Origin of the sequence: Ralstonia nicotianae (genome assembly GCF_018243235.1) — a bacterium.
GTDB lineage: Bacteria > Pseudomonadota > Gammaproteobacteria > Burkholderiales > Burkholderiaceae > Ralstonia > Ralstonia nicotianae.
Window position 1 is genome coordinate 2,852,523 of the sequence record NZ_CP046674.1, and the last position, 26,876, is coordinate 2,879,398.

Here is a 26,876-nt window from a genome sequence, read left to right on the forward strand (position 1 = left end):
GACTACACCATGGATCACGGTTTCTACCCGACCAACCTCGAAGGCGAAGGCCTGCGCATCGGCATCGTTCAGGCGCGTTTCAACGAGCCCGTGTGCGAAGCGCTGCGCGAAGCGTGCGTCGCCGAGCTCGAGCAGTTGGGCGTGGCGGGCGAGGACGTGCTGCTGGTTACCGTGCCGGGCGCGCTGGAAGTGCCGCTCGCCCTGCAGAAGATGGCCGAATCGGGCCAGTTCGACGCGCTGATCGCGCTGGGTGCCGTGATCCGCGGCGAGACCTATCATTTCGAGCTGGTGTCCAACGAGTCCGGCGCCGGCATCACGCGCGTCTGCCTGGACTTCAACATCGCCATCGCCAACGGCATCCTGACCACCGACACCGACGCGCAGGCCCACGCCCGCACGCGCGAGAAGGGCCGCGACTGCGCCCGCACCGCCATCGAAATGGCCAACCTGACCGCCGCCCTGGACGGCCTGCAAGACCACGGCCAGGACGACGAGAACGAATAAGCGCGTTTGCGCAAAGGCATCACCATGACGCAAGACAATTCCCCGGCCAAGCCCAAGGCGCCGCCCAAGAGCGCGCGCCGCCGTGCCCGCGAACTGGCGCTGCAAGGCCTGTACCAATGGCTGCTCAACCGCAACGACCCGGGCGTGGTCGAGGCGCACCTGCATGACGCGCAGGGCTTCAACAAGGCCGACCGCGCCCACTTCGATGCGCTGCTGCACGGCGCCATCCGCGAAGAGGCGACGCTGACCGAGAGCTTCACGCCGTTCCTGGACCGCCCGGTCGCCGAGCTGTCGCCGGTCGAGCGCGCTGCCCTGCTGGTGGGCGCGTACGAACTGGTGCACTGCGTCGACATCCCGTACAAGGTCGTCATCAACGAGGCCGTTGAGCTGGCCAAGACCTTCGGTGGCGTGGAAGGCTACAAGTACGTCAACGGCGTGCTGGACAAGCTGGCCGCCCAGGTCCGCGCCGTGGAAGTCGCTGCCCGCAGGTAAGCCCGGCGCTCCGCTGCCCGTTCCAACCCGCCCCATTCCGCTTCCCGATGGACGCCCACCGCCTGCACACGGCCGCCCGGCTGGCCAATATCCGCGCCTTTCACGTGATGGAGCTGGCCAAGCAGGCCCGTGAGCTGGAGCTGGCGGGCCGCAGCATCATCCACATGGGCATCGGCGAACCGGACTTCACCGCCGCCGAGCCGGTCGTGCGCGCCGCCGAGGCAGCGATGCGGCGCGGCGTGACCCAATACACGGGCGCACTCGGCATCCGCCCGCTGCGCGAGGCCATCGCCCGCTATTACCACACCGTCTACGGGCTCGACATCGCGCCCGAGCGCATCATCGTCACGGCCGGAGCGTCGGCGGCGCTACTGCTGGCGTGCGCGGTGCTGGTGGAGATCGGCGGTGAGGTGCTGATGCCCGATCCGAGCTATCCGTGCAACCGCCATTTTGTGGCGGCCTTCGACGGCGTGGCGCGGCTGGTGCCGTCCGGCCCGCAGACGCGCTTCCAGCTGAGCGCCGAACAGGTGGAGGCCAACTGGACCGACCGCACGCAGGGCGTGTTGCTGGCCTCGCCATCCAACCCGACCGGCACGTCGATCCTGCCGGACGAGTTGCGGCGCATCGTCGAGACGGTGCGTGGGCGTGGCGGATTCTCCATCGTGGACGAGATCTACCAGGGGTTGTCGTACGACCAGGCACCGGTCTCGGCACTGTCGTTCGGCGACGATGTCGTCACGATCAACAGCTTTTCCAAGTATTTCAACATGACCGGCTGGCGCCTCGGCTGGCTGGTGGCCCCCACCGAGCTGGTGCCGCAATTCGAGAAGGTCGCGCAGAACCTGTTCATCTGTGCCTCGGCCGTGGCACAGCATGCGGCGCTCGCCTGCTTCGAGCCGGAGGCGCTGGCCATCTATGAAGGCCGCAAGGCGGAGTTCCACCGCCGGCGGGATTTCATCGTGCCGGCGCTGGAGTCGCTCGGCTTCCAGGTGCCGGTCAAACCGGACGGCGCCTTCTATGTCTATGCCGACTGCCGCGGCGTCAACCACCCGCACGCCGGCGACGCCGACGCGTTGACCCAATCGATGCTCAATGATGCCGGCGTGGTGCTGGTGCCCGGGCTGGATTTCGGGCCGTACACGGCGCACCACTACATCCGCCTGTCGTACGCCACGGCGATGGATCACCTGGAAGAAGCCGTGGCGCGGCTCGCCAGGCTGTTCAGCCGCTGAGCCTCCGCCCTCGCCCTTTCTCCCAAAGAAAAAGGCCGTCGTAGCTGAACTGACCCCGTAAAGTTGGACGGGTAATTTAGGCGGCCAAGGGCTGAGTCCTGTATTGCACAGGGCTCAGCCCTTTTAGCTTGATCTTGATGCGCTCGTGATTGTAGTACCGGATGTATTCGGCAATGGCGCGTCGCAGTTGGTCGATGTCCGCGAAGCGCTCTAACCGGAAGCACTCTGACTTGAGTGTGCCGAAGAAGCTTTCCATTGCCGCATTGTCTAGGCAGTTGCCTTTGCGGGACATGCTCTGGCGCAGGCCTCGCGCGGCCAGTTTGCGACGATACGCTGCCATTTGATACGGCCAGCCTTGATCCGAATGCAGCATCGGCGTCTCGCACGGGCGCAGCTTGCGCAACGCCTTGTCGAGCATCTCCCGGATCAGCGTGTAATCAGGTCGTTCACTGGTTTGCCAGGCGACGATCTCTCCGTTGTACAGGTCCAGGACGGGCGACAGGTACAGCTTTTTGCCGCCGACGTTGAACTCCGTCACGTCCGTTACCCACTTCTCGTTCGGCTTGCTCGCCTCAAACTCGCGCTGTAGCAGATTGGGAGCAACCCGCCCGACTTGCCCGCGGTAAGAGCGGTATTTCTTCGGCCGCACGAGTGACTTCAACTGTAGCGCCGACATCAATCGCTGTACGGTCTTGTGATTCACCAACGTCCCTGCCCGACGGAGCGTCGCCGTGATCCGGCGGTAGCCATATCGGCCCTTGTGCTGGGCATAGATGTGCTGAATGCGCTCCTTGAGCGCGCCGTGACGATCCTCTGCCTGGCTTGTCGCCATCTGGTAGTAGTACGTGCTGCGTGCGAGATTCGCGGCCTTGAGCAAGCTCGACAATGAATGCCGCTCACGCAGCGCACTCACGACTTGCGCTTTTTCTTTGGTGCCTGCTGCTGTTTGGCACGCAGCAGGGCATCTAACTTTTTTAGGTACGCCACCTCCGCGCGCAAACACTCGTTCTCTTTGAGCAAATCCTCGCGCGAGCGCTCGTCTTGAGCCGGCTGCGCAGCGGGTTGGGGATCTTGCTTGGACTGGGACATGATGGGTGCCCCGCCTTTGCGGCGCGGCTGTAGGGCGTCGAAACCGCCCTCATGATACTGGCGGTCCCAGCGGCTGACGCCGCCAGCCTCACGCAAATCGAACACAGCGCTGACTTGCTGATAGGACAACTCGTCGCGCCACATGCGCTGCAGCACCGTCAGCTTGAACTCGGCGCTATACGCTTCATGCTTCTTGCGTAGTCCGGATTTCCCATGGCGCTGCCACGCGTTGATCCAGCGCCGGATCACAGAACGGCCTATCCCGTACTTCTGGCTCAGCCCTGCGGTCCCAACGGCCCCCCTCAAATACTCCTGAACTACTTGGCGCTTGAACGCCTCTTCATACTTCGCCATGAAAAACACCCCAAAGGTTGAACAGATGTCCAACTTTTGGGGTGCAGTTCAAGCGACGGCCTTTCTTTTTCCATGGCGCCGGGGCTCGGAATCAAGCCTGGCCCTGACGTTCCGGACTGTGCGCCTTGTCGTCGACCAGGCTGGCTTCTTCCTGCTGGCCGGCCATGGGCTGCTTCGCGACAGGCTTGGCAGCCTGCGTCTGCGATGCCGGTGCCACCGGCGTCGCCACCGCGGCCGGCTTGGCGGACTCGCGTTCGGACGCCATCGTCACCGGCGACTTGCGGCCAGTGGCCACCAGACGCAGACGCGAACGCTCCTGCAGCACCTTGCCGCCGTAGCCGCCGTCACCTTGCGTGACGGCGCCGACATACAGCTTGAGGCCACCCTCGATCGAGCCGGCGCGGGCGATGCAATCCTTGAGCACCAGCGCACCGACCTTGATGTTGGCATACGGGTTGAGCGCGGCACCGACGCCGCCCATCACTTCGTATTTGTCCTGGTGGACCTTGGTCATCACCTGCATCAGGCCCTGCGCGCCCATGCCGCTTTCCGCGAACGGATTGAAGCTGGACTCGATGGCCATCACGCCGAGGATCAGCAGCGGATCCAGGCCGACTTCCTTGCCGGTCTGATAGGCCGCCTTCACCAGCTGACCGGTGGCGGTGGCCGCCACACGGTACTTGCGGGCAATGTATTCCGCCACGGCAGCCTGCTCGCGCGGTGTACCGGCGGTCGCCGAATCCCGCGCGTCGCGTACGACCTGTGTGTTCGGGATCTGCGCCGCGAGATCGGCCACGGACGGCACGTGCGACAACGTGTCCCAGCCGGCAGCCGCAGCCGGACCGGCCTGCGCCACCTCGGCTGCGGGCGCGGCGGCCTGCGCCGCACCGGTATCGGCGGACGGTGCCGCGGGTGCAAAGGCGACCCGCTCCACGTTAGCCGCGACGGCTGGCGATGGCGTATTGGCGGCCAGGCTGACCTCCATGCCGGGCGTGAAATGCAAGACGCGCTGCGCGACCATCGCTCGCCACTCGCTGTTGAGCGACAGTGCGACCGCGGCCGCCACCGCCACCACGCCGATGCTGTTGAGCGCGACGTGCCCGCCGCGGAACAACAGCTGGATGCCAGGATGCCACTCATGACGGGGCGCAACCGCGCCCCCTGCGTTCAACTCCATGCGCAGCCTACGCGGCAGCGCATACTGACCGGCACGCGCTAGGCGGCGGCCTACCGGGGCAACGAGCCGGCGTTGCAGCGCCAGTCCGATCCCGGAAGAATGAAGGGTTTTCCAACCGTTCATACTTACCTCCGTCCGCTGCACAGATCCGATGGCGCTTTTGCTTCGCTCAGCGCCGTACGTTTCGATCGCAACGGTTTTTAGTAAGGATGCCGCGCTGTTGCAGTCAGCCGGCATCTGTTGGGGGCACTCCCCTGGTGCCCAGACAAAAGCGGCGCGTACCCTGGGGAGGACACGGACCGCAGCGATGCTGAAGTGCTCTGGCGTCGCCCCGATATGGATGAGAGATGGGCGAAAGCGATAAACGGAAAACGTGTTGCGTTGCAACAATTGCCAGATCGGATTGGATTGTAGGAAGCGCGTTATTCCAAGTCAATCATAAAAGAACACTTTTCTATACAAGAAAGTTATGAAGAGACCCGCCTGGCGGTGACCCGGTGACCTGCCGTTCGTTCTGTCATCAGGGTGCCGCGCACTTTTGGCCGTACAATCCCGCCCACCCGGCCTACGCCAAAAAATTCGCGTACGGACGCCTGTTTGCGGGATCGCGAACGGGCGCGACATCGTCCGTCCTCCTTACCTCTCGTTACAAAACTTCCATGCAATACAGGGACTTACGTGATTTTCTCGCCCAGCTGGAACGCATCGGCGAGTTGCGCCGGATACGTGTTCCAGTGTCGCCGCGGCTGGAAATGACCGAAGTCTGCGACCGCCTGCTGCGCGCGGAAGGCCCGGCCGTCGTATTCGAGCGCCCCGCGGACGGCGCGCAGACATACGACATGCCCGTGCTCGCCAACCTGTTCGGCACGCCGCGCCGCGTGGCGCTGGGCATGGGGGCGGAGTCGCTCGACGAGCTGCGCGACGTGGGCCGCCTGCTCTCGGCGCTCAAGGAGCCCGAACCGCCACGCGGCCTGCGCGAGGCCGGCAAGCTGTGGACGATGGCCAAGGCCGTGTGGGACATGGCGCCGCGCAAGGTGTCGTCGCCGGCGTGCCAGGAGATCGTGCTGGAGGGGGATGATGTCGACCTGTCGCGCATTCCCGTGCAGACCTGCTGGCCGGGCGATGCGGCGCCACTGGTCACCTGGGGCCTGGTGGTCACGCGCGGCCCCCACAAGAAACGGCAGAACCTGGGCATCTATCGCCAGCAGGTGATCAACCGCAACCAGGTCATCATGCGCTGGCTGGCGCACCGCGGCGGCGCGCTGGATTTCCGCGAGCACGCCATCGCGCACCCCGGCCAGCCCTTCCCCATCGCGGTGGCGCTGGGCGCGGATCCCGCCACCATCCTGGGCGCGGTGACGCCGGTGCCGGACACGCTGTCCGAATACCAGTTCGCCGGCCTGCTGCGCGGCAGCCGGACCGAACTCGCGCAGTGCCTGACGCCCTCGCTCGCGCAGGCGCAACTACAGGTGCCGGCGGGGGCCGAGATCGTGCTCGAAGGCCACATTCAGCCCGACCCGGCACATCCGAGCGGCTACCAGCATGCGCTCGAGGGCCCCTTCGGCGACCACACCGGCTACTACAACGAGCAGGACTGGTTCCCCGTCTTCACGGTCGAGCGCATCACCATGCGGCGCGACCCGATCTACCACTCCACCTACACCGGCAAGCCGCCCGACGAGCCCGCCGTGCTGGGCGTGGCGCTCAACGAGGTGTTCGTGCCGCTGCTGCAGAAGCAGTTTCCGGAAATCGCCGACTTCTACCTGCCGCCCGAGGGTTGCAGCTACCGCATGGCGCTGGTCAGCATGAAGAAGCAGTACGCCGGCCATGCCAAGCGCGTGATGTTCGGCGTGTGGAGCTTCCTGCGGCAGTTCATGTATACGAAGTTCATCGTGGTGGTGGACGACGACGTGGACCTGCGCGACTGGAAGGAAGTCATCTGGGCCATCACCACCCGTGTCGATCCGGCGCGTGACACGGTGATGGTCGAGAACACGCCGATCGACTACCTGGACTTCGCCTCGCCGGTATCGGGCCTCGGCTCGAAAATGGGCATCGATGCCACCAACAAATGGCCCGGCGAGACCACCCGCGAATGGGGCCAGCCGATCGTGATGGATGCTGCCGTCAAATCCAGGGTGGATGCCATGTGGGAAACCCTCTTTCAATAATGGCGCGACCTGGCGCGCCGACCTGCGGGCAAACAGCCAGCCGGATCGCGAACGGGATAGCGCCGGCGCCCAAGGCCCGGCGAAGCTGGACCGATCGTTCACCTGCTTGCGTCCGGCGCTCGACCGATCGTAGGATGGCGCCGCACAGACGGGCTGACTAACGTACTGCATGCACCGGTGCGCACCGAGACGCCGGGCATACCGCAAAACCACCGGGGAGCCACAATGCTTGCCAAGACGACCGTCCTGATCAAGACGGATGACGGCCGCGAAGCCTTGTCCGCGCGCAGCCATGCGCTGCAGGTACGCCAGCGCCATCTGCTGATCCTGATCAACGGCGCCCGCACGATCGAGCAACTGCAACAGATGTTGAGCGACTGGCCCGACCTGGACACCCTGCTGGTGGAATTGCAGCGCGCCGGCATGATCGACGTGCTCGGCGGTGCCGGCGAACCGGAGAAGGCCGCCGCCGATCCGCTGACTGCGCACACCGGGCCGGACGCGTCATTCGATCCGGTCGCCTATTTCGAGCAGCCGCTGTTCAACGACCTGCCCGAGGCCGAGGCGCCGGCCGCCGATCCTGCCGATCCGGCCGATCCGGCCGATCCTGCTGACCCGGCTGACACGGCCGACACGGCCGACACGGCCGACACGGAGGTTCCCACGGTCCCGCCGCTGGAGGGCATGACGCTCGGCCTGCAGACCCTGGCCGCGCCGGTCGGCAACATCGAAGCCGCCAACGAGCCGCTGGCCTGCCCGCCCGAGGCCGATCCGACGCCCGCAGCCGATCGGGCAGCGTCCATCCCTCCCGAGCTTGCCGACGTGCTGCCCAGCGTCATCAAGGTGGAATTGATGCGGCTGGCGATTGCGCATTTCGGCCACGCGGCCGGCACCGTCATGCCGCTGCTGCGGGCCTGCCGGGAAGACACCACGTCGCTGTGCCGGGCGATTGCCGCCAGCGGCCAAGTCGCCACGCCGAAGGTCGGCGAGCATACCGCCGCCCGCTTCGTCGATGCCGCCATGCTGGCGCTGACACGCCGCCGAAGCTAGCGGTGCCCGGCGTGCCCCGCCGCGGTGCAGCCCATCCCTCGGGTGCGCGTGCCGGCGGAAGTTGCTATGCTGCCCGGACCCGCGCCGGCGCGGGCAGCACAACAACCGGCGGAGGAACGCCATGCCCAAGCTCCACGAATCCCGCATCCACGATCTGCGCCCGACCCAGCTGACTGTGGGCATGATCGAGGTGCAGGCCAAGAAGACGCATCTGGCCGCCATGGCACCGGCCGACCAGCAGGCCTTCATGCAGGCGCATCCGATCCCGGCGGTGCTCGGCCCGGGCGGACAGCTGTACATCACGGACCACCACCATCTCGGGCGCGCGGCGCTGGATGCCGGCGTGACCACCGGCTACTTCATGGTCGAAGCCGACCTGTCGCAGCACAGCCAGGACGACTTCTGGAAAGCGATGGACCAGAACCTGTGGGTCCATCCGCTCGACGAGCACGGCGTGCGGCACTACTACGCCAGCATCCCCAAGCACCTGGAAAAGCTGGTCGACGATCCTTACCGGTCGCTGGCCGGCTATGTGCGCGACGCCGGCGGCTACGACAAGACGCCGACCGCCTTTGCGGAGTTCGTGTGGGCCGATTTCTTCCGCCGCTCGATCCCCATCGAGGACCTGCTGGCCGATTTCCAGGCAGCCGTCCACGCCGCGCTGCCGCTGGCAAAAAGCAAATTCGCCAAAGCCCTGCCGGGGTACAACGGCAAGTAACGACAACACACGACTGACACGACAGAGGGAGCAAGCCGAAACATGGCAGAAGAGTTTGAAGTGCGCGGCGTCCACGAACACGTGCTGGACCATGCCGCCGAACACGGAGGCCCCGACAGCTTCGCCGGCCGCATCGCCGTGATGACGGCCATCCTGTCCACCGCCGGCGCCATCTTCGGCTACCAGGGCGGCGCGACCCAGAACGAAGCGCTGCTGCTGAAGAACGAGGCGGCCATCCACAAGACCGAGGCCTCCAACCAGTGGGCCTACTACCAGGCCAAGTCGCAGAAGCAGGCGATCGCCGAGCTGGCCGGGCAATTGCCGGGCGTCGATCACGAGGCGGCCAAGCGCGAAGCGCAACGCTACGGCACCGAGAAAGAACAGATCCGCCAGACCGCGGAAACCCACGAGCGCGCCGCCGGCGAGGCCGACAAGGCGAGCGAGGTGGCGGTGCACCACCACCACCGCTGGGCGCAGGCCCTGGTGGCCATCCAGGTCTCCATCGCGCTGGCGGCTATCACGCTGCTGACGCGGCGTCGGTGGCTGCTGGGGTTCTCCTACGGGATCGGTGCGCTGGGTGGGATGCTGGCGGTGATGGCGTTGCTGCATCTCTGAACGGCATGGCATCGGCGGAGGCGGATGTACCGTCTGCCTGCTGCCAGTCGGAACCACGATGTCACAGCCTTTCACCATAGCCGCCGCCCAATCCGTTTCCGCCGCCGGCGATGTGCGAGGAAACGTCGGCCGGCATCTGGCCTTCTTGCACGAAGCCGCGGCCAGGCATGTGCGCCTTGTCGTCTTTCCCGAGCTCTCGCTCACCGGATACGAAAGCGCGATCGCACACGAAGTCGCAATGCACGCCAACGATGCTCGCCTCGCTCCCCTGCAGGATGCATGCGTCCGAAACGGGCTGGCCGCCGTCGTCGGCGCGCCATTGCGCTTTGACGATGGCGTGCGGATCGGCGCACTGACGCTGATGCCGGACGGCAAGGTGGTGACCTACACGAAACGGCACCTGCATCCGGGAGAAGGCGCTGTCTTCACAGCCGGAGCAGGCGGGCCGCCCATTTCGGTCGACGGCCAAACCATCGCTCTCGCGATCTGCGCGGACACCACCCATCCCGAGCACGCTGAACAGGCGTCCGGTATCGGAGCGGTCTTGTACACGGCGAGCGCGTTGATCACAGCAAAGGGCTACGCCACGGATACCGCCTTGCTGCAGCGATATGCGATGCAGCACCGCTTCGGCGTTCTGATGGCGAACCACGGCGCGAACACCGGCGGCTGGTCGCCGATCGGCAGGAGTGCGTTTTGGGACGAGAACGGCCGCTGTGTCATTGCCGCCGATGGGCTCGGCCCGGCGCTGGTGATCGCGAACAGGACTGGCGTCGGTTGGCGGGGTGAGGTTGTTTTGTTGGGGTGATGCGGGCGTGGGGTCTCCAAGCCTGAGAGCCAAACTGGTCGCCCCATCCGCGCTGCCCCTGACCCAAGTTCGCAAACTCAGGTCGAAGCGACTGGCCGCCGGGCAGTTGTCTCGGCGACATCGTTCTGGTGTGCACTACGGCACGGCGCGTGTGCCAGACTGGCAGACCCGAAACACCGGGGACAACCTGTTAGCCAATAGGAACCTGGCACGCCGCGACAATGTCCGCTCCCCACCGACGAGCAGCGACGTCAGCAGACATAGCAATACAAGTGGCTTATGTATCACTTATTGCGCCGTCGTCGCCCCCTCTCGCTTGCTCAATCGGCACAACCCCGCATAGAATGGCGGACTACGCGGGCGTCGTATAATGGTAATACCCTAGCTTCCCAAGCTAGAGCCGTGGGTTCGATTCCCATCGCCCGCTCCACCGAACAGTCTGAAGCCGCCCTCGGCGGCTTTTTTGTTGTCCGCCGCCGTCGCGCGGCATGCGGCACGAACATCCTCATGCAGCCCAACGAACAGCCGGGCACCGGCCCCGCCGACACCACGCCGGAACAGCAAGACACGGCCGCCGCCGAAGTCGGCCATCCGCGCCGCATCCGCTCCTTCGTGCGCCGCGCGGGGCGGACCTCGACCGGCCAGCAGCGTGCCATCGATGAACTCGGGCCACGCTTCCTGCTGCCCTATGCCGCCGCGCCGCTCGACTGGGAAGCGGCCTTCGGCCGCACCGGCGCCCGGCGCATCTTCGAGATCGGCTTCGGCATGGGCGAGACCTCCGCGCACATCGCGCAGCTGCGCCCCGATGACGACTTCCTGGGCGTGGAGGTGCACGAACCGGGCGTGGGCGCGCTGCTCAAGCTGATCGGCGAGCGCGGCATCGGCAACGTCCGCATCGTCTCGCACGATGCGGTGGAGGTGCTGGCGCAGATGATTCCCGAAGGCACGCTGGATGGCATCCACGTGTTCTTTCCCGACCCGTGGCACAAGAAGCGCCACAACAAGCGGCGCCTGATCCAGGGACCGTTCGTGGCCCGGCTGGCGGCACACCTCAGGCCGGGCGGCTATCTGCATTGCGCGACGGACTGGGAGGAATACGCCCACCAGATGCTGGAAGTGCTGTCCGCCGAGCCGCTGCTGGAGAATACCGCCGACGGCTTCGCCCCACGCCCCGACTACCGCCCCGTCACCAAGTTCGAGAAGCGCGGCCTGCGCCTGGGCCACGGCGTGTGGGACGTGGTGTTCCGCAAGCGCGCCGCCTGACCCGACGGCCCCGCCCTATCGGGCGCCGAAATGCGTCTCGCCGAACAGGTTCTTGGCGTGGCGCGGAAACGCGCGCCAGTACTGCGGCGGCGCCTTGATCGTCGCACCCAGGTCGGCTGCGGCCGTCCAGGCCCAGTGCGGGTTGTAGAGGAAGGCGCGGCCCATCGCCACGAGGTCGGCGCGACCTTCGGCAAGGATGGCCTCGGCCTCGTGCGGCTCGCTGATCAGCCCGACCGCGATAGTGGGAATGCCGGCCTGGTGCCGGATGGTGTCGGCAAACGGCACCTGGTACCCGCTGGACAGCGGAATCTGCTGCAGCGGCGACACACCGCCCGACGACGCATCCACCCAATCGCAGCCACGCGCGCGCAGCACCTGCGCGAAGGCGACGGAATCCTCCAGCGTCCAGCCGCCCTCGACCCAGTCGGTGCACGACACGCGCACGCCGACCGGAATGTCATCCGGCACCGCCGCGCGCACCGCCTCGAACACTTCCAGCGGATAGCGCATGCGGTTCTCGCGCGAGCCGCCGTAGGCGTCGGTGCGCTGGTTGGCCAGGGGCGACAGGAATTCGTGCAGCAGATAGCCGTGCGCGGCGTGCAGTTCGATCGCGGCCAGCCCCAGGCCGACGGCTCGCCGCGCGGTGGCGGCGAAGGCCTCGCGCACGCGCGCGAGATCAGCCTCGGTCATGGTGCGCGGCGGCCGCTCCTCCGGGCGCTGCGGCAACGCGGAAGGGCCGATGGTCTCCCAGCCGCCCGACTCCGGCGGCAGCAGTGCCCCACCCTCCCACGGCCGCGCGCTCGACGCCTTGCGCCCCGCGTGCGCGATCTGGATGCCGATCGGTGTCTGCGCATGCGGGCGGATGGCGGCCAGCGCCCCAGCCAGCGCCGCTTCGGTGGCGTCGTCCCACAACCCGAGACAGCCGGGCGTGATGCGCCCCTCCGGCGACACGGCCGTCGCCTCGATCATCAGCAGCGCCGCCCCCGACAGCGACAGCGCGCCCAGATGCGTCTGGTGCCATGCCGTGGCCTGGCCATGGTCGGCCGAGTACTGGCACATCGGCGAAATGACGATGCGGTTGTCGAGCCGAAGCCCGCGCAGGGAAAAAGGCTGGAAGAGCGCGCTCATGATCGGGGGACCGGCTGGCGGTCGCTGGCGAACGGGAACGCCAGTGTGGCCGAATCCGCCCGATCGTGCAGACGGCGCGGAACGCCCGCGCCCGGTGGGGAGATGCGGGGCTTAGGCCTGCCAGGCGATGAGATGCGTGTAGGCCGTCACCAGCACGATGACGCCGAACACGATCCGGTACCACGCAAAGCCGCGGAAATCGTGCGAGGCGATGAAGCGCAGCAGCCAGCGCACGCAGAAGAACGCCGAAATGAATGCCGCCACGAAACCGATGCCGAAGATCGACAGATCATCCGTCGACAGCAGCGCGCGCTCCTTGTACAGCTCGTAGACCGTCGCGCCGAAGATCACGGGAATCGCCAGGAAGAACGAGAACTCCGTCGCCACCTTGCGCGACAGGCCGAACAGCAGGCCGCCGATGATGGTCGAGCCCGAGCGCGAGGTGCCGGGAATCAGCGCGAAGCACTGCGCGAGGCCCACCTTGAAGGCATCGGAAATGCGCAGGTCATCCAGCGTCTCGACGCGCGGCGCGCCGGCCTTGGCGGCCTCCAGCAGCGCGTTGCCGCGCGGATCGTGCGTCTGGCCGCGATGGCGCTCGCGCCATTCCGCCCACAGGATCACCAGACCGCCGATGATGAAGGCCGACGCCACCACGATCGGATTGAACAGATGCGCCTTGATCGCCTTGCCGAAGATCAGCGCAAGCGTGATGGCCGGAATCGTCGCCACGATCACGTTGAGGGCGAAGCGCTGCTGGCGCGGGTCGTTGGGCAGGCCCTTGATCACGTCGATGATCTTGTGGCGGAACTCCCAGCACACCGCCAGGATGGCGCCGAACTGGATCACGATCTCGAAGATCTTGCCCTTCTCGTCGTTGAAGTCGAGCAGTTGCCCGGCCAGGATCAGGTGGCCGGTGCTGGAGATGGGCAGGAACTCGGTCAGCCCTTCGACGATGCCGAGAATCAGCGCTTTGATGGCGAGTGCGATGTCCATGCGGTCAGGAGGAAACAGGAAGAATGGAGAGAAACGGAATCGCGCCGGACGGCATGTCTCACGGCCGCCTAGCCTGGACATGCACCCCCTCGGGCAAAACCGTGATTGTACCGGGCTCGACGGCAACGCCGGCCACTTTCAGCTGCTCCGGCTTGAAGGTATAGACAGCGTAGTCGGCCAGCAACTGGCCCGCCATGAGCGAGCCGAGCGCACTGATCTGGGGCCCCAGACCACCCGGCACGTTCTGCAGGTCGAAGCGGTCGACACTGGGCTGGTCCAGCCGGATGGAACGCGTCGGCGCATCGTAGTGCACGCTGCTGGACACCGCGAGCGGACCGGTCAGGGGATGGCGGAACAGGCCGCTCTCCACGCGCGCATCGGCCTGGATCGCGATGCGGTTGCGGGCGGCGTCCAGCGTGAGCTGCGGGTTGGCGAGCGTCACGTCGAAGACGCCGAGATAGCGGCGCTGGAACGGAAACTTGCGCGCCAACGCGTCCTGCAGTTGGCCGCGCGAGAAGGTGTAGCCGTCGCCGGTCCAGCCGGCGGGCATGCAGGCGGCCAGCACGGCGGCAAGCGCCAAGGCAACGGCGGCCGCGCCCGCCCACCGGCGCAGGCGCGGCGAACGGACGGTGGACGGGACGGAACGATCGGTCATGGCGGAATCCGGGATCATGGCGCCGCGGTGGCGATTTCGAGACGGGTCAGGAACTGCATCGCGTGCGCGGTCGAGGCTCCGCACATGTCGGGTTCGGGCCGGAGGCTCGCGCAGACCGCCGGCCGCTCCGGCCGGCCGAAGATGCGGCACCGGTCATCGGCATCGAGCTGCACGCAGCGCGCGCCTGCCGGCTTGCCGCCCGGCATGCCGGGAATCGGGCTGGAGATGGAGGGTGCGATGCAACAGGCGCCGCATCGAGGTCGGCAATCCATGACCGTCTGCTCGGTGAGGTTGGGGGCGAAGCCGCCATTGTGCACCACCACATTCGAGACGCATGCTGCGGAGCGGGTCGCATGCCGCTTGACCCGTCCCCCACAGCGTGCGTACATTAATGACCGAAAAGTAAGTTATCCGTGAGTCAGTGGCGAAGCCTGCCCACCGGCTCCGTTGCCGCAGTTGCCGCCGTGACCGATCGAGATCCCGAGTCCTCCACCAAACGCTGGACCCGCCGCAAGGAAGCCCGCCCGCAGGAACTGGTGGCGGCAGCGATGTCCCTGTTCGTGGCGCGCGGCTTCGCGGCCACGCGGCTGGAAGATGTGGCGGCCGCGGCCGGCGTGTCCAAGGGCACGGTCTATCTGTACTTCGCCAACAAGGTCGAGCTGTTCAAGGCCGTCGTACAGGAAAACCTGCTGCCCGTGCTGGCCGAGGGCGAGGCTCTGATCGATACCTTCGAAGGCAGCAGCGAAGCGCTGCTGCACGAGATCCTGATGGGCTGGTGGGAGATGATCGGCGAGTCACCGGTCTCGGGCCTGACCAAGCTGCTGATGGCCGAAGCGGGCAACTTTCCCGATCTCGCGCAGTACTACCACGAAGCGGTCATCCAGCGCTGCGACCGGCTGTTCATGCGCATCCTGGAGCGCGGCATGGCTCGCGGCGAGTTCCGCGAGACCGATATCGACATGACCACGCTGGCCCTGGTCGCCCCGATGCTGTTCCTGACGATGTGGAAGCACTCCTTCGGCCCGTGCTCGCACCGGGAACTGGATCCGAAGGCGTTCGTCGCGCACTTGGTCGCGCTGATGCTGCACGGCCTGCTGCGCAACCCGGTGCCGGGCACGACGGTCCCGCCGCCCCCGCCGCTGACCTGCCAGCCATGGCGGCCGGCGCCCGCGGACGGCACGGGCACCGGCGAAGGCAACGCGCCATGACGATCCGCGCCGGAATGTCCTCCGGACTTGCTAAAATGCCGGGTTTGTCGACAAACCCTCATTCGCTTCGCCTGGAAGGCATGCCCATGGACATCGAAAAATCCCGGTTCAACATGATCGAGCAGCAGATCCGCCCATGGGATGTGCTCGATCTCGACGTGCTCGACCTGCTGGCCATCGTCAAGCGCGAGCAGTACGTGCCCGAGGCCTACCGCACGCTGGCCTTCGTCGACATGGAGATTCCGCTGCCCGGCGGCCAGAACATGCTGCCCCCGCGCGTGGAAGCCCGCGTGCTGCAGGAACTGGCCGTGCGCAAGCACGAAGACGTGCTCGAAGTGGGCGTGGGCTCGGGCTACATGGCCGCGCTGCTGGCCCACCGCGGCCGCCACGTCACCACCGTGGACATCGCACCCGAGCTGGTTGCCTTCGCGCGCGACAACCTCGCCCGCAACGGCGTGACCAACGTCGACGTGGTCCAGGGCGATGCCGGCCAGGGCTGGGGCAACAGCCTGTACGACGTCATCTGCGTGTCGGGTTCGGTGCCGGCGGTACCGGAATCCCTGCTCGCGCAACTGAAGGTCGGCGGCCGCCTGTCGATCTTCGTGGGCAGCGCGCCGGTCATGGAGGCGCAGCTGATCACGCGCGTATCCGAGACCGAGTTCCAGACCCGCAACCTGTTCGAAACCTATGTGACGCCGCTGACGGGTGTGCCCGCGCCGTCGCAGTTCCGCTTCTAACGCGCCATCGCGCCTTCCCCAATCATGCAACAGCTCGTTCCGACCGCCCTCGCCCAATGGCTCGCCGACGCCTCGCGCGCGCAGCCCGTCCTGCTCGACGTACGCGAGACAGGCGAGGTGCAGATTTGCGCCCTGCCCGGCATCACGCACATCCCGATGGGCGAGATTCCGCATCGCGCAGCCGAGCTGGATGCCGAGCAGGACATCGTCTGTATCTGCCACCACGGTGGCCGCAGCATGCAGGTGGCGCAGTTCCTGATCATGCGTGCCGGCTTCGATCCGGCGCGTGTGTACAACCTGCAAGGCGGCGTCGACGCCTGGGCTCGCCAGGTCGATCCGCAGATGGCGACGTACTGACAGGGGAAGCCGCGCGGGCGGCCCGCTCTGCCTGCGCTGCCTTCCGACGTTTCCTCGTCCGGGGGCTTTATGACTGTTGCTCGCAGTAGCCGTGCGCGGATGGCCGCGCGCGGTTCGCTTATTGTGTTGTGCTGGTCGATGGCGCCGATGCTGGCCTGGGCCCAGGCCGATGCGCCGACGACCGACCTGCTGTCGGCCTACCGCGCCGCGCTCGCCAATGATCCGCAATTTGCCGCCGCGCGCGCGCAATCCGTCGCGCAGCACGAGAAGCTGACACAGGGCCGCTCCGGCCTGCTGCCGCAGATCGGCGCCGCCTGGAGTTCGACGCGCATCATCTTCGATCAGACCGCGCCTGCCGAATTCAACAAGACCTTCTCGTCGACAGGCTGGACGCTATCGCTGTCGCAGCCGCTGTTCCGCTGGGACCGCTGGGAAACCTACAAGCAGGGCGAGATCGCCGCCGCCGCCTCGGAAGCCAACCTGGCGCAGGCGCAGCAGGACCTGATCACGCGCACGGCGCAGACTTACTTCGACGCGCTCAACGCCCAGGACACGCTGCAACTGGTCCTTGCGCAGCGCGATGCCATCCAGCAGCAGTACGAGCAGGCACGCCGCAACTTCGATGTCGGCAACGCCAACATCACCGACGCCAACGATGCCCAGGCCCGGCGCGATGCGATCGACGCCACCGTCATCGCCGCCCGCAGCGACTTCGAGGTCAAGCAGTCCGCGCTCAGGCAGATCACCGGCGAGCCGGTCGGCAAGCTGGCGGGCGTGCGCACGGGGGTCGCGTTGCCGCAGCCCGAGCCCGCGGCGCCGGAACGCTGGGTGGAACAGGCCCGCGGCAGCAACCCGCAGGTGGCGCTGGCCCAGTACAACCTGCAGAACGCCGAGCACGACGTGAAGAAGGCCTCGGCCGGGCACCTGCCCTCCGTCGACCTGGTCGCGCAGACCGGCCACACCAACGCCAGCGGCAACCAGTACCTGCCGTCCCTGCCGGGCGGCGCACGCTTCGACAGCTCGCAGATCGGCGTGCAGGTCTCGATTCCCCTCTATGCGGGCGGTGCGATCCAGTCACGCGTGCGCGAGAGCATCGCGCTGGAAACCAAGGCCGCGAGCGACCTCGAGTACGCCCGCCGTACCGTCGAGCAGGGCGCGCGGCAAGCCTATATCGGCGTGATCGCGGGGCTCGCGCAGGTGAAAGCGCTGGAAGCGGCCGAGGTATCGGCGCGCACGGCCTATGATTCGAACCAGCTCGCCTACGGCGTGGGGGTGCGCATCGGCACCGACGTGCTCAACGCGCAGGCACAGCTGTTCTCGGCCCGGCGCGATCTGGCACGCGCGCGCTACGACACCATCGTCAATGGCCTGCGCCTGAAGTCCGCCGCCGGCTCGCTGAGCGAGGCGGACATGGTGCAGGTCAACACGCTGCTGACCGCCAACGCCTCGGAAGATCTGACCGCCCTGCCCCGGCCGGCGGCACGGGCCAAGCCCGCCGCCCCGGCCGCCAACGCCAAGCGCTGACCCGCGCGTCAGTGCGGCTGCCCGCGCGGCGGCAGCGGGTGCTCGGCGAATTGCAGCAGTGCACCGCCGGCGGTCTTCCAGATCACCTGGCGGCCCTGTGCGCCGGCGGACGAAGGCTGCATGCCCACCGTCGCCAGCGGCGACTTCAACGCCTCCAGGAAATCGTTCTCCAGCTGCATGCGCGCCGGATCGCAGGCCACGCGCGTCGACACCAGCGCGCCAAAGCGCATGCCCGACACGAGTTTCTCGTACGGCCCGGTGAAGCGGTTGCAGCCGGAATAGCCCGAGGCCACGCCGCTGGCGGCTTCCAGGCCGGCACTGAATTCGATCGAGATGGGCGGGTTCGACGGATCCTCGCCATCGCCTTCGGCCGGAGGCAGCTCTTTCGGCGCGGCACCGGGCTCCTGCCAGCGCACCAGGACGAAGCGCGAACGTCCCTCGCCCTGCGCCTGCGTCAGCGAAGCCTGTCCGGGATTGGGAGCGGCCGATGCCGGGGCCGGGGTTGGCGTCGAGGCCGGCACGACCGCACCGGAAACACCAGAAACAGCAGAAGCAGCGACAACGGCGACGGGGACCGATGCCGCATCGCTGCGTGCGACCGGTGCAACCGGCGTGGTTGCCTTGGGTGTCGTCATGCAGCCGGCGCCGATGATGGTGGCGGCCGTCAGCGCGGCCAGGGCTGCCGCGGCCAGCACCACGCGGCGCGGCGTCTGCAGCAGACTGGGCTTGGAACGATCGGGGCGAGACATGAACGTGTCGGAAACAGAGGCGGAAAGCAGAAAGCGGACTGCGCGAAACCCGGTTAGTCTGCCGCGCGCGCGTTGAGTTCGCAGGCGCGCGTGCCACGCGGCGGCACGCGCGCCTGCGCCCGCCGCCTAGAGCGACGGCAGCACCAGCGACGCCACCGCCTCCACCGTGCGTGCCGTGGCGCCGCCGTGGGTCGCGGCGAATGCCAGCGCGGCACGCGATGCGGCCTCGCGCGCATCGGCATCGGACAGCCACTGGTCGATCACGCGCACGGCGCAGGCGGCATCCTCCACCTGCACGCATGCGCCCGCCGCCACGGCATCGCGCGTGGCCTGCGCGAAATTGAAGGTATGCGGACCGATCACGACGGGGGTCCCGACCGCACAGGCCTCGATCAGGTTCTGTCCGCCCATCGGCAGCAGGCTGCCGCCGATGAATGCGGCCTGCGCGGCGGCGTAGTACAGCGCCATTTCGCCCATCGAATCGCCCAGCAGGATGTCCGCATCCAGCACACCGGCCGCATCGGGCGCTTCGGCCGCCGACAGCGACAGGGCACTGCGACGCGCGACGCGCAAGCCCTTGAGCCCCGCGAGCTGCGCCACTTCGTCAAAGCGCTGGGGATGGCGCGGCACCAGGATCAGCAGCGGATGCCGGCGGCCCGCATGCTGCGCGCGATGCGCATGCCACGCATCGAGCAGCAGGGGCTCCTCGCCTTCGCGCGTGCTGGCGGCCACCCAGACGGCGCGCCCGCACAGCGCATCGCGCAACGCACGGCCCATCATGATCTGGTCGACATGCGGCGTGATATCGAACTTCAGGTTGCCGGTCACGCGCACGCGCGGCACGCCGAGCGAACGATAGCGGTCGGCGTCGTCCGGGGTCTGGGCGAGCACCGCGGCGAGCTGCGCATAGGTCTCGCGCGCGGCCTGGCCCAGCCGTGCGGTGCGCCGATGACTGCGCTCGGACAGCCGCCCATTGACCAGCACCATCGGCACGCCGGCATGGTGGGCACGTTCGATCAGCACCGGCCAGATCTCGGTCTCCATCAGCAGGCCGAGGCGCGGCTGGAAATGACGGAGGAAGCGGTCGACGGCACCCGCCAGATCGTAGGGCAGATAGGCCTGGATCACGCGGCCGTTGCGCTGTGCCGCGAATTCGGCACCCGTGCGGCGGCCGGTCGGTGTCATGTGGGTCAGCAGCACGTCGTGCTGCGGGAAGCGCGCCAGCAGCGCATCGATCAGCGGCTGCGCCGCGCGCGTCTCGCCGACCGACACCGCGTGCACCCACAGCAGCGGGTGATCGGGATTGGCGCGCGGCCGATAGAAGCCCAGCCGCTCGCCCACGTGCTGGCGATAGCCGGGTTCCTTGCGGCCGCGCCACCACAGGCGCAGCAGCGCAAACGGCAGCAGCGCACGCCACAGCAGGCGATAGGCAATGCGCAGCATCAGAGCACACCCAGCGCGCGCAGCGCTTCGAGCGCCTGCGCGCTGGTCGGATGGGCCTCGGCGCTGCCGAGGTCGTGGACCTTGGGCGTCCAGTAGCCGCCGGTGCGCCACGACGTGGAAAAGTTGTAGAGCGCCACGGTCGGCTTGCACATCGCCGCGGCGATGTGCACCAGGCCGGTGTCGACCCCGACCACCGCGGTCGACTGGTCGAGGAAGGCGGTCACGTCGGGCAGCGACATGCGCGGCGGGATCACGATCCGCCCGAGTGTGCCCGGTACCGCGGCCACGATGGCTTCGCGGATGGCCTCGCTGGTGCGGCGCTCGGTTTCGCTGCCCCAGGGCAGCGCCAGGGCGTAATCGCGGGCCAGCAGCGCGCGGGCGACATCGACCCAGGCATCCTGCGGCCAGCCCTTGTCGGCGCGCGAGGTGGCATGCACCAGCGCCACATATGGGCGCGGCAGCGCGAACGGCAGGCTGGCCGGCGGCTGCAGGCCGAAGTCGATCGTCTCGGGGACGGCGTAACCGAGGGCCTCCGCCACCATGCGGCGCGAGCGCTCGACCACGTGCACGCGCGGCTCCATGTGGACCTCGCGCTGGTAGAACAGCCGAGCCAGCGGCTCGTAGCCTGCGCCGTCGGTGCGATTGCCCAGCCCGGCGACAAACCCGTTCGGCGCCAGGCGGGCCTGCGCGGCGACCAGCGCGGTCTTGATCAGGCCCTGCGTGTCGAGCACCACGTCGTACGGCTTGGCGCGCAGGGCCCGGCGGAATGCCGCCATCTCGCCCCAAGTCGCGCCGGACGCCAGCGACTTGCGCCAGCGCCGCAGCGCAAACGGGATCACGTCCTGCACCCCGCGCACGATGCGCACGATGCCCGCGAACCCTTCCTCGACAACCCAGTCGATCTCGGCGCCAGGATGCGCGCGCAGGATGTCCGCCACCACCGGCGTGCAGTGCACCACATCGCCAAGCGACGACACCTTGACGATCAGCACCCGCATGCCGCCATCCCTTTCCCGCGAATCTGCATCGGCAATGCGGATCAGAACGGCAGCTTCGCGTCCGGCTTCTCGGCCAGGATCACGCGGCGAAATTCGCCCTGGATGCGCGCCATGGCGGCATCGTTGTCAGCCTCGAAGCGCATCACCACCACCGGCGTGGTGTTGGACGGACGCGCCAGGCCGAAGCCATCGGCATACTCCACGCGCACGCCGTCGATGCGGTTCACTTCCTTCGCGCCATCGAAGGTCGCGTTCGCCTTGATCCTGTCGAGCAGCGCGAACGGCTCGCCCTCGGCGCACTTGAGCTGCAGCTCGGGCGTGCAGTGCGAATTCGGCAGCGCGTTCAGCACGGCGCTCGGATCGGCGTGGCGCGACACGATCTCCAGCAGGCGCGCGCCGGTGTAGAGACCGTCGTCGAAGCCGTACCAGCGGTCCTTGAAGAAGATATGGCCGCTCATCTCGCCGGCCAGCGGCGCGCCGGTTTCCTTCAGCTTGGCCTTGACCAGCGAGTGTCCCGTCTTCCACATCGTGGCCTTGCCGCCATGTTCGCGGATGAACGGCGCCAGCTTGCCGGTGCACTTTACGTCGAAGATGATCTCGCCGCCCGGGTTGCGCGACAGCACCTCCTGCGCGAACAGCATCAGTTGGCGGTCCGGGAAGATCACCTGGCCATCCTTGGTGACCACGCCCAGGCGATCACCGTCGCCGTCGAAGGCGAGGCCGAGCTCGCAGTCGGTCGTCTGCAGCGTGCGCACGAGATCCTGCAGGTTCTCGACGTGGGCCGGATCCGGGTGGTGGTTCGGGAAATGGCCGTCCACCTCGCAGAACAGCTCCGTCACCTCGCAGCCCATGGCGCGGAACAGCGCCGGCGCGAAAGCGCCCGCCACGCCGTTGCCGCAGTCCACCGCGATCTTCATCGGCCGCGCCATCTTGACGTCGGAGACGATGCGGTCGATGTACTGCTGCCGCACATCCACCTGGACATATGCACCGGCGCCCTCGGTGAAGTCACCCTGCTCGATGCGCTGGCGCAGCGCCTGGATCTGCTCGCCGTAGATGGCCTGGCCTGCCAGCACCATCTTGAAGCCGTTGTAGTCGGGCGGGTTGTGGCTGCCGGTGACCATCACGCCGGACGTGGCGCGACGGCCGGCCAGCTCGATGTTGGTGCCGAAGTAGACCATCGGCGTGGCCACCAGCCCGAGGTCGATCACGTCCACGCCGCTCTGGCGCAGGCCTTCGGCCAGGCCGCCCACGAGATCCGGACCGGACAGGCGGCCGTCGCGGCCGATCACCACCGCGGCCTCGCCCTTGGCGCGGGCCGCCGAACCGAAGGCCCGGCCGATCAGCCGCGCGGTTTCACGGTCGACGTTCTTGCCGACGATGCCGCGAATGTCATAGGCCTTGAAGATGGAGGGGTCAATTTGCATGGGCACACACCCTGTTTCAATCATCGATCATCAAAATGCAGGCGTGCCCGTCCACCATGGGTCGGGCACGGCGCATCACATCACTTGCGGCTGCCGAGGCGGCCCCGGCGGAAGTCCCCGGTCAGGCCCCAGCCGATTGCCACGAGCAAGCCCAGCACCAGGCCGCCCGCCGCGAACAGCAGGCCGCTCGGAAACACATGGCGCCGGCTGACATGCACGGCGTCGAACAGCCGCGTATTGAAGGTCCGCTCAGGATTGAGCTGTTCCCGGATATTGATCTCGCGCTGCCGCAGCCCCTGGAGTTGCTTGTCGTTCTCGGCGACCATGCTCGCCAGCAGCACGCTCTCCGAGAATTTCACCTCGCTCTTCGCCTGGTCACGGGCACGCATCAATGCCGACAGCTCGCCCTTCCGGGCTTCCTCCGCCGAGATCTGCTGGCGCACTTCAGCCATGTTCGCGTTGATCTTGTCCAGCGACGGCTTGGCGATCACGGCGTGCGCGCCGATCAGCGCGTCGGAAAACGCCTGCGTATAGCGTTGCGCATCTGCCTGGGAAAACCCGCGCACGGTCACTTCGATCAGGTCGGCATTCTTCAGCTGTACCGCCTTGAGCGAGCGCCGGATCAGGTCCGTCGAGGCATTTTCGTTGACCTCGAGAGGCAGGCCCAATTTCCGCAGCACGAGATCCTCGAATTGCGGCAGCTGCAACCGCTCCACGGCGCGTCCCACCGTTTCCACTGGAGTGGGAGCGGGCAGCGGCGTCCCGGGCATCGCCTCGTTCGTGATCTGCCCGACCTGAATGACAACACTGGCCTCCCACTGCTTGGGCAAAACAAGCGCCAAGCCAATGGCAAGCGCCGCTCCCGCCATCCCGCCCGCAACCAGCTTCTTCGCATGGCGCTGGGCAAATTGCGCCCCCTGCGCCAGCATCACAATCGCCGCATCGCCCGGACGATCGTCGTCAAATCGTGGATCACTATTCATGGTGTTTCTTTACGTGATGGTGTTTTTTTATGATCAGCCAGCGCGGCGACTGGAACCGGACGATGCGCCAGTACAGCCACACGTACAAGAAGATGAAAATCGCGACAAAGACCAGCAGGACGATCTTGCTGTTCCAAAACAGCGTCGCCGGCAGCACCGCCAGCAGGCTCAGCAGCCAGAGGTACGGTGACGTCATCGAATTGCGCCGCAGCCGATGCCGCTCGTCCTTGCTGCCCACGGCCCAGCGCATGACACGCTGGTAGATCAGGGTATGGAGATGCACGCCATCCGGGTATCCGGCCGGCACCCCTTTCAGGACGCGCCGCCGATAGATCGAGAACAACGTCTCGAAAATCGGGTAGATCACCATCAGGACCGGGTACCACGCCGAAACGCTGCCGTTGCGCAGCACCAGCAGAATGCTGCACTCGGCCAGCACGAACCCGATCATATAGGCACCGCCGTCGCCGAGAAAAATGTGCCCGGCCGGGAAATTCCAGATGAAGAACCCGAGGATGGCCCCGATCATCGCGAACGCGATCGTCAGGATCAAGGTATCGCCCACGCGGAACGCGACATAGGCGAGCGAGACGAACATCATCATCGCCACCATCGAAGCGAGCCCGTTGAAGCCGTCGATGATATTGATGGAATTGGCCAGGCCCGCCACCGCAACCGTGGTGATCGCAATGGAGATCAAGGGAATCGCCAACGCCATGTCGATCAGGTGGATGTCGATCCGCACGATCTTGGCGTTGAGCAGATAGACCGCCACCAGGGCGGCGGCCATGGTCGCCAGCAGCCGCTCCCGGGGGCTGACGCGCTTGGTCATGTCCTCGATGAAGCCGGCGATGAAGGCGGGCATGACGCAGACCACCAGCAGCAGGAACGGATGGCCCACGACCTGCGGATCGCGTACCCAGGCTGCCACGGCGGCAGCGGTCATCGCCAGCACAATGCCGAGCCCGCCGATACGGGGCACGGGCCGTGCATGGAACTTCTGCACGCCGTGCAGATCCCAATCGGCTGTAATGTGGGCGTGCAGGCTCGAATACCGGATAACCATCAGGGTCACGACAAACGATACGAGAAAAGCCACCGACAATGTAAGCATAGGAGTGCGCGCAGTTTTATCGTCAAACAACCGAGCGCATATCGTTCACACGCGCCAGAGTTTCCCTGTTCAACAGCCTTCGCTCCGCATCGACAAACCACCCGAAGCGGTTGAAATACAGAATCGCGGAGCGCATGTGCTCGCGCAGCAGTCGCCACGAACGGTAGGAACCCTTTCCATGCTCATGCACGACTTCGGCCTGCGGCAGGAAGATCACCGCGCCCAGGCCCGCAGCCCGACGACAGATATCGACATCCTCCAGATACATGAAATACCTGGGATCGAACCCGCCCAACGCGGTGAAGGCCTCCGACCGGAATGCCAGGAAGGCCCCCGAGAGGTTATGGAGCCGCAACTCGCGGTCATAGCCGAACGCCTCCAGTTCATAGCGCGCATCGGCCGCGGCGTACAGCTGCCTCGGAGCGAACCGCCTGGCAAACAGGTTCCACGGCGTCGGCAAGAGCTTGCACGACCGGTACAGCGCGCCGTCCGGCGACACCACGCGCGGCCCGACCAGCGTGACGTCCTTGCGCTGGAGCAGCACGTCCGCCACCGCCCGCACGCAACCCGCACTGACCACGATATCGGGGTTCACCACCAGGTGGACCTCGGAGCGCAGCGCCGCCAGCCGGCCCAGGACAAGATTGTGCCCCCGGCCGAAGCCGACATTGCCCGGCGCATCGAGGATTTCGACGTTGTCTGCCGCCAGGCCGGCGTAACCGCCCTTTTTCTCGGAGTTGTCGACCAGCAGCACGTGAACGCGCGTATCCGCCTGCATCGACTCGATGCACTGCCGGATCTGATCGATCGGATTGTTATACAGAACAATCGATGCCGTGATATTCGTCATGAGTTACCAACCGCCTGATCCACCATCATTCGCCTCCGCAATGGCACCAGGCCACACGCCGGCGGTCCGCACGGAAAACGTCATAAATAAGCACTCACATCAATGATGGCGCCAGACGGAAATCCATTTAGAGACAGGAAATACGCACATCGGCTGCAGGACGAAATGCCATGCACCGCGGCCGATCATCCGATCCGGCCCGCAACCGAAGCCTAAACCACCCTATACGACGCGAGATCGGCAATGCGGCGCCCGTCAACCCGCCTGCGCGGCGCGCCAATCCAACCGCCCCGTTCAGCCCACCAGCCACTGATGGAACCGCGGGGCGATTTCCCGGAGATCGCCCAGCCGGCTCATCACGCCGTGGATGATGCCGACCCCGATCGCCGTCAATTTCTTCCACTTCCGCCGCTCATAGAGCAACACACCGATGATCTCGTGCGCCAGCCGCTTCTGGTTATGTATCAGAAACGCGGGCGAATGCCGCGCATGCCGCAGGCTGAGGCTGATGCCGTTCCGGCAACGGTAGTACCTGCGCAATGCGCCATGATGGCTCGGCCGGATCCGCACGCCCAGGAACCGGTGCTCTTCGCGCTCGCCGATCGCGTGGTTCAGCACGGCGCGCGGGTTGATGAACACGCCGACGCCCAGCTGGGCCGCGCGCAGGCAGTACTCCGTATCGACATCGTCGATGAAATAGTCTTCCCGGAACGGACCGCACACCGTCAACGCCGCCCTGGTGGCCACCGAGCCGCTCGAAATCAGGAACGAGCACGGTATCAGCGCGTTGGCCGACTCGGGGATGGGATCCGCGCGATACGTCCAGCGTGACACCAGGTAGCGCGGCGAGAATGCGCGCAGGTTGATGTCATAGATCTTGGGCCCGATCATGCAGGCCTCGGGCGCGCCGTCCAGCGCCTCGTCCATGAGCTGGCGATAGTCGGCCGGAACCGCCGAATCCTGGTCGAAGAAGTAGACCCGGTCGATCCCGCTCGCCAGCAGCGCCTCGACACCGCGATTGAACGCCCCCGCGATCCCGCCACGGTTTGCGTTCTCCAGAAACTGGACGTTCGGCAGACTGAAGCGGTGACGCAGGGCCGCGTCCGGCGCCGGCGAGTTGTCGACCACGATCACGGCATCGAACAGCCGCGCCGTGGCGGCGATCGCAGCGACCTGCTCGTTCGTCGGACGGAACGTGACGAAAATTGCACCTGATTTCAGCATTTCAAATCCATCT

27 protein-coding genes and 1 tRNA gene are annotated in these 26,876 nt (G+C 66.7%); 14 read left to right on the top strand and 14 right to left on the bottom strand.

What is annotated here, in order from left to right; genetic code table 11:
- Positions 1-9 precede the first annotated feature (9 nt).
- From ribH to GO999_RS13025, 3 genes are read left to right on the top strand one after another with little or no spacing between them, the layout of a single operon-like run.
- Entirely contained in the window at positions 10-504 is a 495-nt protein-coding gene (ribH, locus tag GO999_RS13015) for a 6,7-dimethyl-8-ribityllumazine synthase (protein WP_011000667.1), read from the top strand.
- A 24-nt stretch (positions 505-528) separates the two neighbouring features.
- Positions 529-996, top strand: coding sequence for a transcription antitermination factor NusB (nusB, locus tag GO999_RS13020; RefSeq protein ID WP_016727115.1), 468 nt, complete (start codon positions 529-531; stop codon positions 994-996).
- A 47-nt stretch (positions 997-1,043) separates the two neighbouring features.
- Positions 1,044-2,228, top strand: a complete 1,185-nt coding sequence (locus GO999_RS13025) for a pyridoxal phosphate-dependent aminotransferase (RefSeq protein ID WP_019717656.1) — start codon at positions 1,044-1,046, stop codon at positions 2,226-2,228.
- A 76-nt stretch (positions 2,229-2,304) separates the two neighbouring features.
- On the opposite strand, the gene GO999_RS13030 is transcribed toward GO999_RS13025, so the two are convergent.
- Positions 2,305-3,671 (bottom strand): IS3 family transposase gene (locus tag GO999_RS13030; RefSeq protein ID WP_089190850.1). Its coding sequence is split into 2 segments (ribosomal slippage): positions 2,305-3,197 and positions 3,197-3,671, totalling 1,368 coding nucleotides; the frame shifts between segments, so codons are not numbered across the junction.
- Positions 3,672-3,762: 91 nt separating this feature from the next.
- Positions 3,763-4,971 carry a lytic transglycosylase domain-containing protein gene (locus GO999_RS13035; RefSeq protein WP_028852697.1) on the bottom strand — a complete coding sequence of 403 codons (1,209 nt, stop codon included), beginning with the start codon at positions 4,969-4,971 and terminating at the stop codon, positions 3,763-3,765.
- Between the two features lie 536 nt (positions 4,972-5,507).
- Here GO999_RS13035 and ubiD point away from each other — a divergent pair.
- The 7 genes from ubiD to trmB all read left to right on the top strand — a co-directional run bounded on the left by ubiD (position 5,508) and on the right by trmB (position 11,473).
- Entirely contained in the window at positions 5,508-7,019 is a 1,512-nt protein-coding gene (gene ubiD, locus GO999_RS13040) for a 4-hydroxy-3-polyprenylbenzoate decarboxylase (protein WP_011000663.1), read from the top strand.
- Positions 7,020-7,244: 225 nt separating this feature from the next.
- Positions 7,245-8,069 carry a hypothetical protein gene (locus GO999_RS13045; RefSeq protein ID WP_211906294.1) on the top strand — a complete coding sequence of 275 codons (825 nt, stop codon included), beginning with the start codon at positions 7,245-7,247 and terminating at the stop codon, positions 8,067-8,069.
- A 121-nt stretch (positions 8,070-8,190) separates the two neighbouring features.
- Positions 8,191-8,787, top strand: coding sequence for a ParB-like protein (locus GO999_RS13050; protein ID WP_016723420.1), 597 nt, complete (start codon positions 8,191-8,193; stop codon positions 8,785-8,787).
- Between the two features lie 42 nt (positions 8,788-8,829).
- Positions 8,830-9,402 carry a DUF4337 domain-containing protein gene (locus GO999_RS13055; RefSeq protein WP_011000660.1) on the top strand — a complete coding sequence of 191 codons (573 nt, stop codon included), beginning with the start codon at positions 8,830-8,832 and terminating at the stop codon, positions 9,400-9,402.
- Positions 9,403-9,460: 58 nt separating this feature from the next.
- Positions 9,461-10,210: a carbon-nitrogen hydrolase family protein gene (locus GO999_RS13060; protein WP_011000659.1), complete on the top strand. Its 750-nt coding sequence runs from the start codon at positions 9,461-9,463 to the stop codon at positions 10,208-10,210.
- Positions 10,211-10,566: 356 nt separating this feature from the next.
- Positions 10,567-10,640, top strand: a tRNA-Gly gene (locus GO999_RS13065).
- 77 nt (positions 10,641-10,717) lie between these two features.
- Positions 10,718-11,473 carry a tRNA (guanosine(46)-N7)-methyltransferase TrmB gene (trmB, locus tag GO999_RS13070; RefSeq protein ID WP_020371491.1) on the top strand — a complete coding sequence of 252 codons (756 nt, stop codon included), beginning with the start codon at positions 10,718-10,720 and terminating at the stop codon, positions 11,471-11,473.
- Between the two features lie 15 nt (positions 11,474-11,488).
- On the opposite strand, the gene GO999_RS13075 is transcribed toward trmB, so the two are convergent.
- From GO999_RS13075 to GO999_RS13090, 4 genes are all read right to left on the bottom strand, one after another.
- Complete coding sequence (locus GO999_RS13075) at positions 11,489-12,601, bottom strand: NADH:flavin oxidoreductase/NADH oxidase (protein WP_020831403.1); 1,113 nt, start codon at positions 12,599-12,601, stop codon at positions 11,489-11,491.
- Between the two features lie 111 nt (positions 12,602-12,712).
- The gene (locus GO999_RS13080; protein WP_016723423.1) at positions 12,713-13,594 is read right to left on the bottom strand and encodes an undecaprenyl-diphosphate phosphatase; all 882 of its coding nucleotides are present in this window, start codon (positions 13,592-13,594) and stop codon (positions 12,713-12,715) included.
- 58 nt (positions 13,595-13,652) lie between these two features.
- Positions 13,653-14,249 carry a DUF1439 domain-containing protein gene (locus GO999_RS13085; protein ID WP_118872504.1) on the bottom strand — a complete coding sequence of 199 codons (597 nt, stop codon included), beginning with the start codon at positions 14,247-14,249 and terminating at the stop codon, positions 13,653-13,655.
- Positions 14,250-14,263: 14 nt separating this feature from the next.
- On the bottom strand, positions 14,264-14,521 hold the full coding sequence (locus GO999_RS13090; protein ID WP_043876712.1) for a YkgJ family cysteine cluster protein: 258 nt from the start codon (positions 14,519-14,521) through the stop codon (positions 14,264-14,266).
- Between the two features lie 141 nt (positions 14,522-14,662).
- Between GO999_RS13090 and GO999_RS13095 the strand changes: the two genes are divergently transcribed.
- From GO999_RS13095 to GO999_RS13110, 4 genes are all read left to right on the top strand, one after another.
- Positions 14,663-15,457, top strand: a complete 795-nt coding sequence (locus tag GO999_RS13095; protein WP_211906295.1) for a TetR/AcrR family transcriptional regulator — start codon at positions 14,663-14,665, stop codon at positions 15,455-15,457.
- Between the two features lie 86 nt (positions 15,458-15,543).
- Positions 15,544-16,194: a protein-L-isoaspartate O-methyltransferase family protein gene (locus GO999_RS13100; protein WP_197368199.1), complete on the top strand. Its 651-nt coding sequence runs from the start codon at positions 15,544-15,546 to the stop codon at positions 16,192-16,194.
- Positions 16,195-16,218: 24 nt separating this feature from the next.
- Positions 16,219-16,551, top strand: a complete 333-nt coding sequence (locus tag GO999_RS13105; RefSeq protein WP_011000651.1) for a rhodanese-like domain-containing protein — start codon at positions 16,219-16,221, stop codon at positions 16,549-16,551.
- A 69-nt stretch (positions 16,552-16,620) separates the two neighbouring features.
- Complete coding sequence (locus GO999_RS13110; protein ID WP_211906296.1) at positions 16,621-18,075, top strand: TolC family outer membrane protein; 1,455 nt, start codon at positions 16,621-16,623, stop codon at positions 18,073-18,075.
- Between the two features lie 8 nt (positions 18,076-18,083).
- Here the strand turns inward: GO999_RS13110 and GO999_RS13115 are convergent, their stop codons facing one another.
- From GO999_RS13115 to GO999_RS13150, 8 genes are all read right to left on the bottom strand, one after another.
- On the bottom strand, positions 18,084-18,824 hold the full coding sequence (locus GO999_RS13115) for an META domain-containing protein (RefSeq protein WP_011000649.1): 741 nt from the start codon (positions 18,822-18,824) through the stop codon (positions 18,084-18,086).
- A 126-nt stretch (positions 18,825-18,950) separates the two neighbouring features.
- The gene (waaA, locus tag GO999_RS13120) at positions 18,951-20,267 is read right to left on the bottom strand and encodes a lipid IV(A) 3-deoxy-D-manno-octulosonic acid transferase (RefSeq protein WP_023470314.1); all 1,317 of its coding nucleotides are present in this window, start codon (positions 20,265-20,267) and stop codon (positions 18,951-18,953) included.
- The gene (gene waaC, locus GO999_RS13125) at positions 20,267-21,265 is read right to left on the bottom strand and encodes a lipopolysaccharide heptosyltransferase I (protein WP_016723431.1); all 999 of its coding nucleotides are present in this window, start codon (positions 21,263-21,265) and stop codon (positions 20,267-20,269) included. Before waaC ends, waaA begins: the two co-directional genes overlap by 1 nt.
- Before the next feature lie 41 nt (positions 21,266-21,306).
- Entirely contained in the window at positions 21,307-22,692 is a 1,386-nt protein-coding gene (locus GO999_RS13130; protein ID WP_019717643.1) for a phosphomannomutase/phosphoglucomutase, read from the bottom strand.
- Positions 22,693-22,772: 80 nt separating this feature from the next.
- Positions 22,773-23,675 carry a chain-length determining protein gene (locus GO999_RS13135; RefSeq protein ID WP_016723433.1) on the bottom strand — a complete coding sequence of 301 codons (903 nt, stop codon included), beginning with the start codon at positions 23,673-23,675 and terminating at the stop codon, positions 22,773-22,775.
- Complete coding sequence (locus tag GO999_RS13140) at positions 23,668-24,789, bottom strand: MraY family glycosyltransferase (RefSeq protein ID WP_011000644.1); 1,122 nt, start codon at positions 24,787-24,789, stop codon at positions 23,668-23,670. Before GO999_RS13140 ends, GO999_RS13135 begins: the two co-directional genes overlap by 8 nt.
- Before the next feature lie 22 nt (positions 24,790-24,811).
- The gene (locus GO999_RS13145) at positions 24,812-25,639 is read right to left on the bottom strand and encodes a glycosyltransferase family 2 protein (protein ID WP_016723434.1); all 828 of its coding nucleotides are present in this window, start codon (positions 25,637-25,639) and stop codon (positions 24,812-24,814) included.
- A 294-nt stretch (positions 25,640-25,933) separates the two neighbouring features.
- Entirely contained in the window at positions 25,934-26,863 is a 930-nt protein-coding gene (locus GO999_RS13150) for a glycosyltransferase family 2 protein (RefSeq protein ID WP_197360571.1), read from the bottom strand.
- Positions 26,864-26,876: the final 13 nt, after the last annotated feature.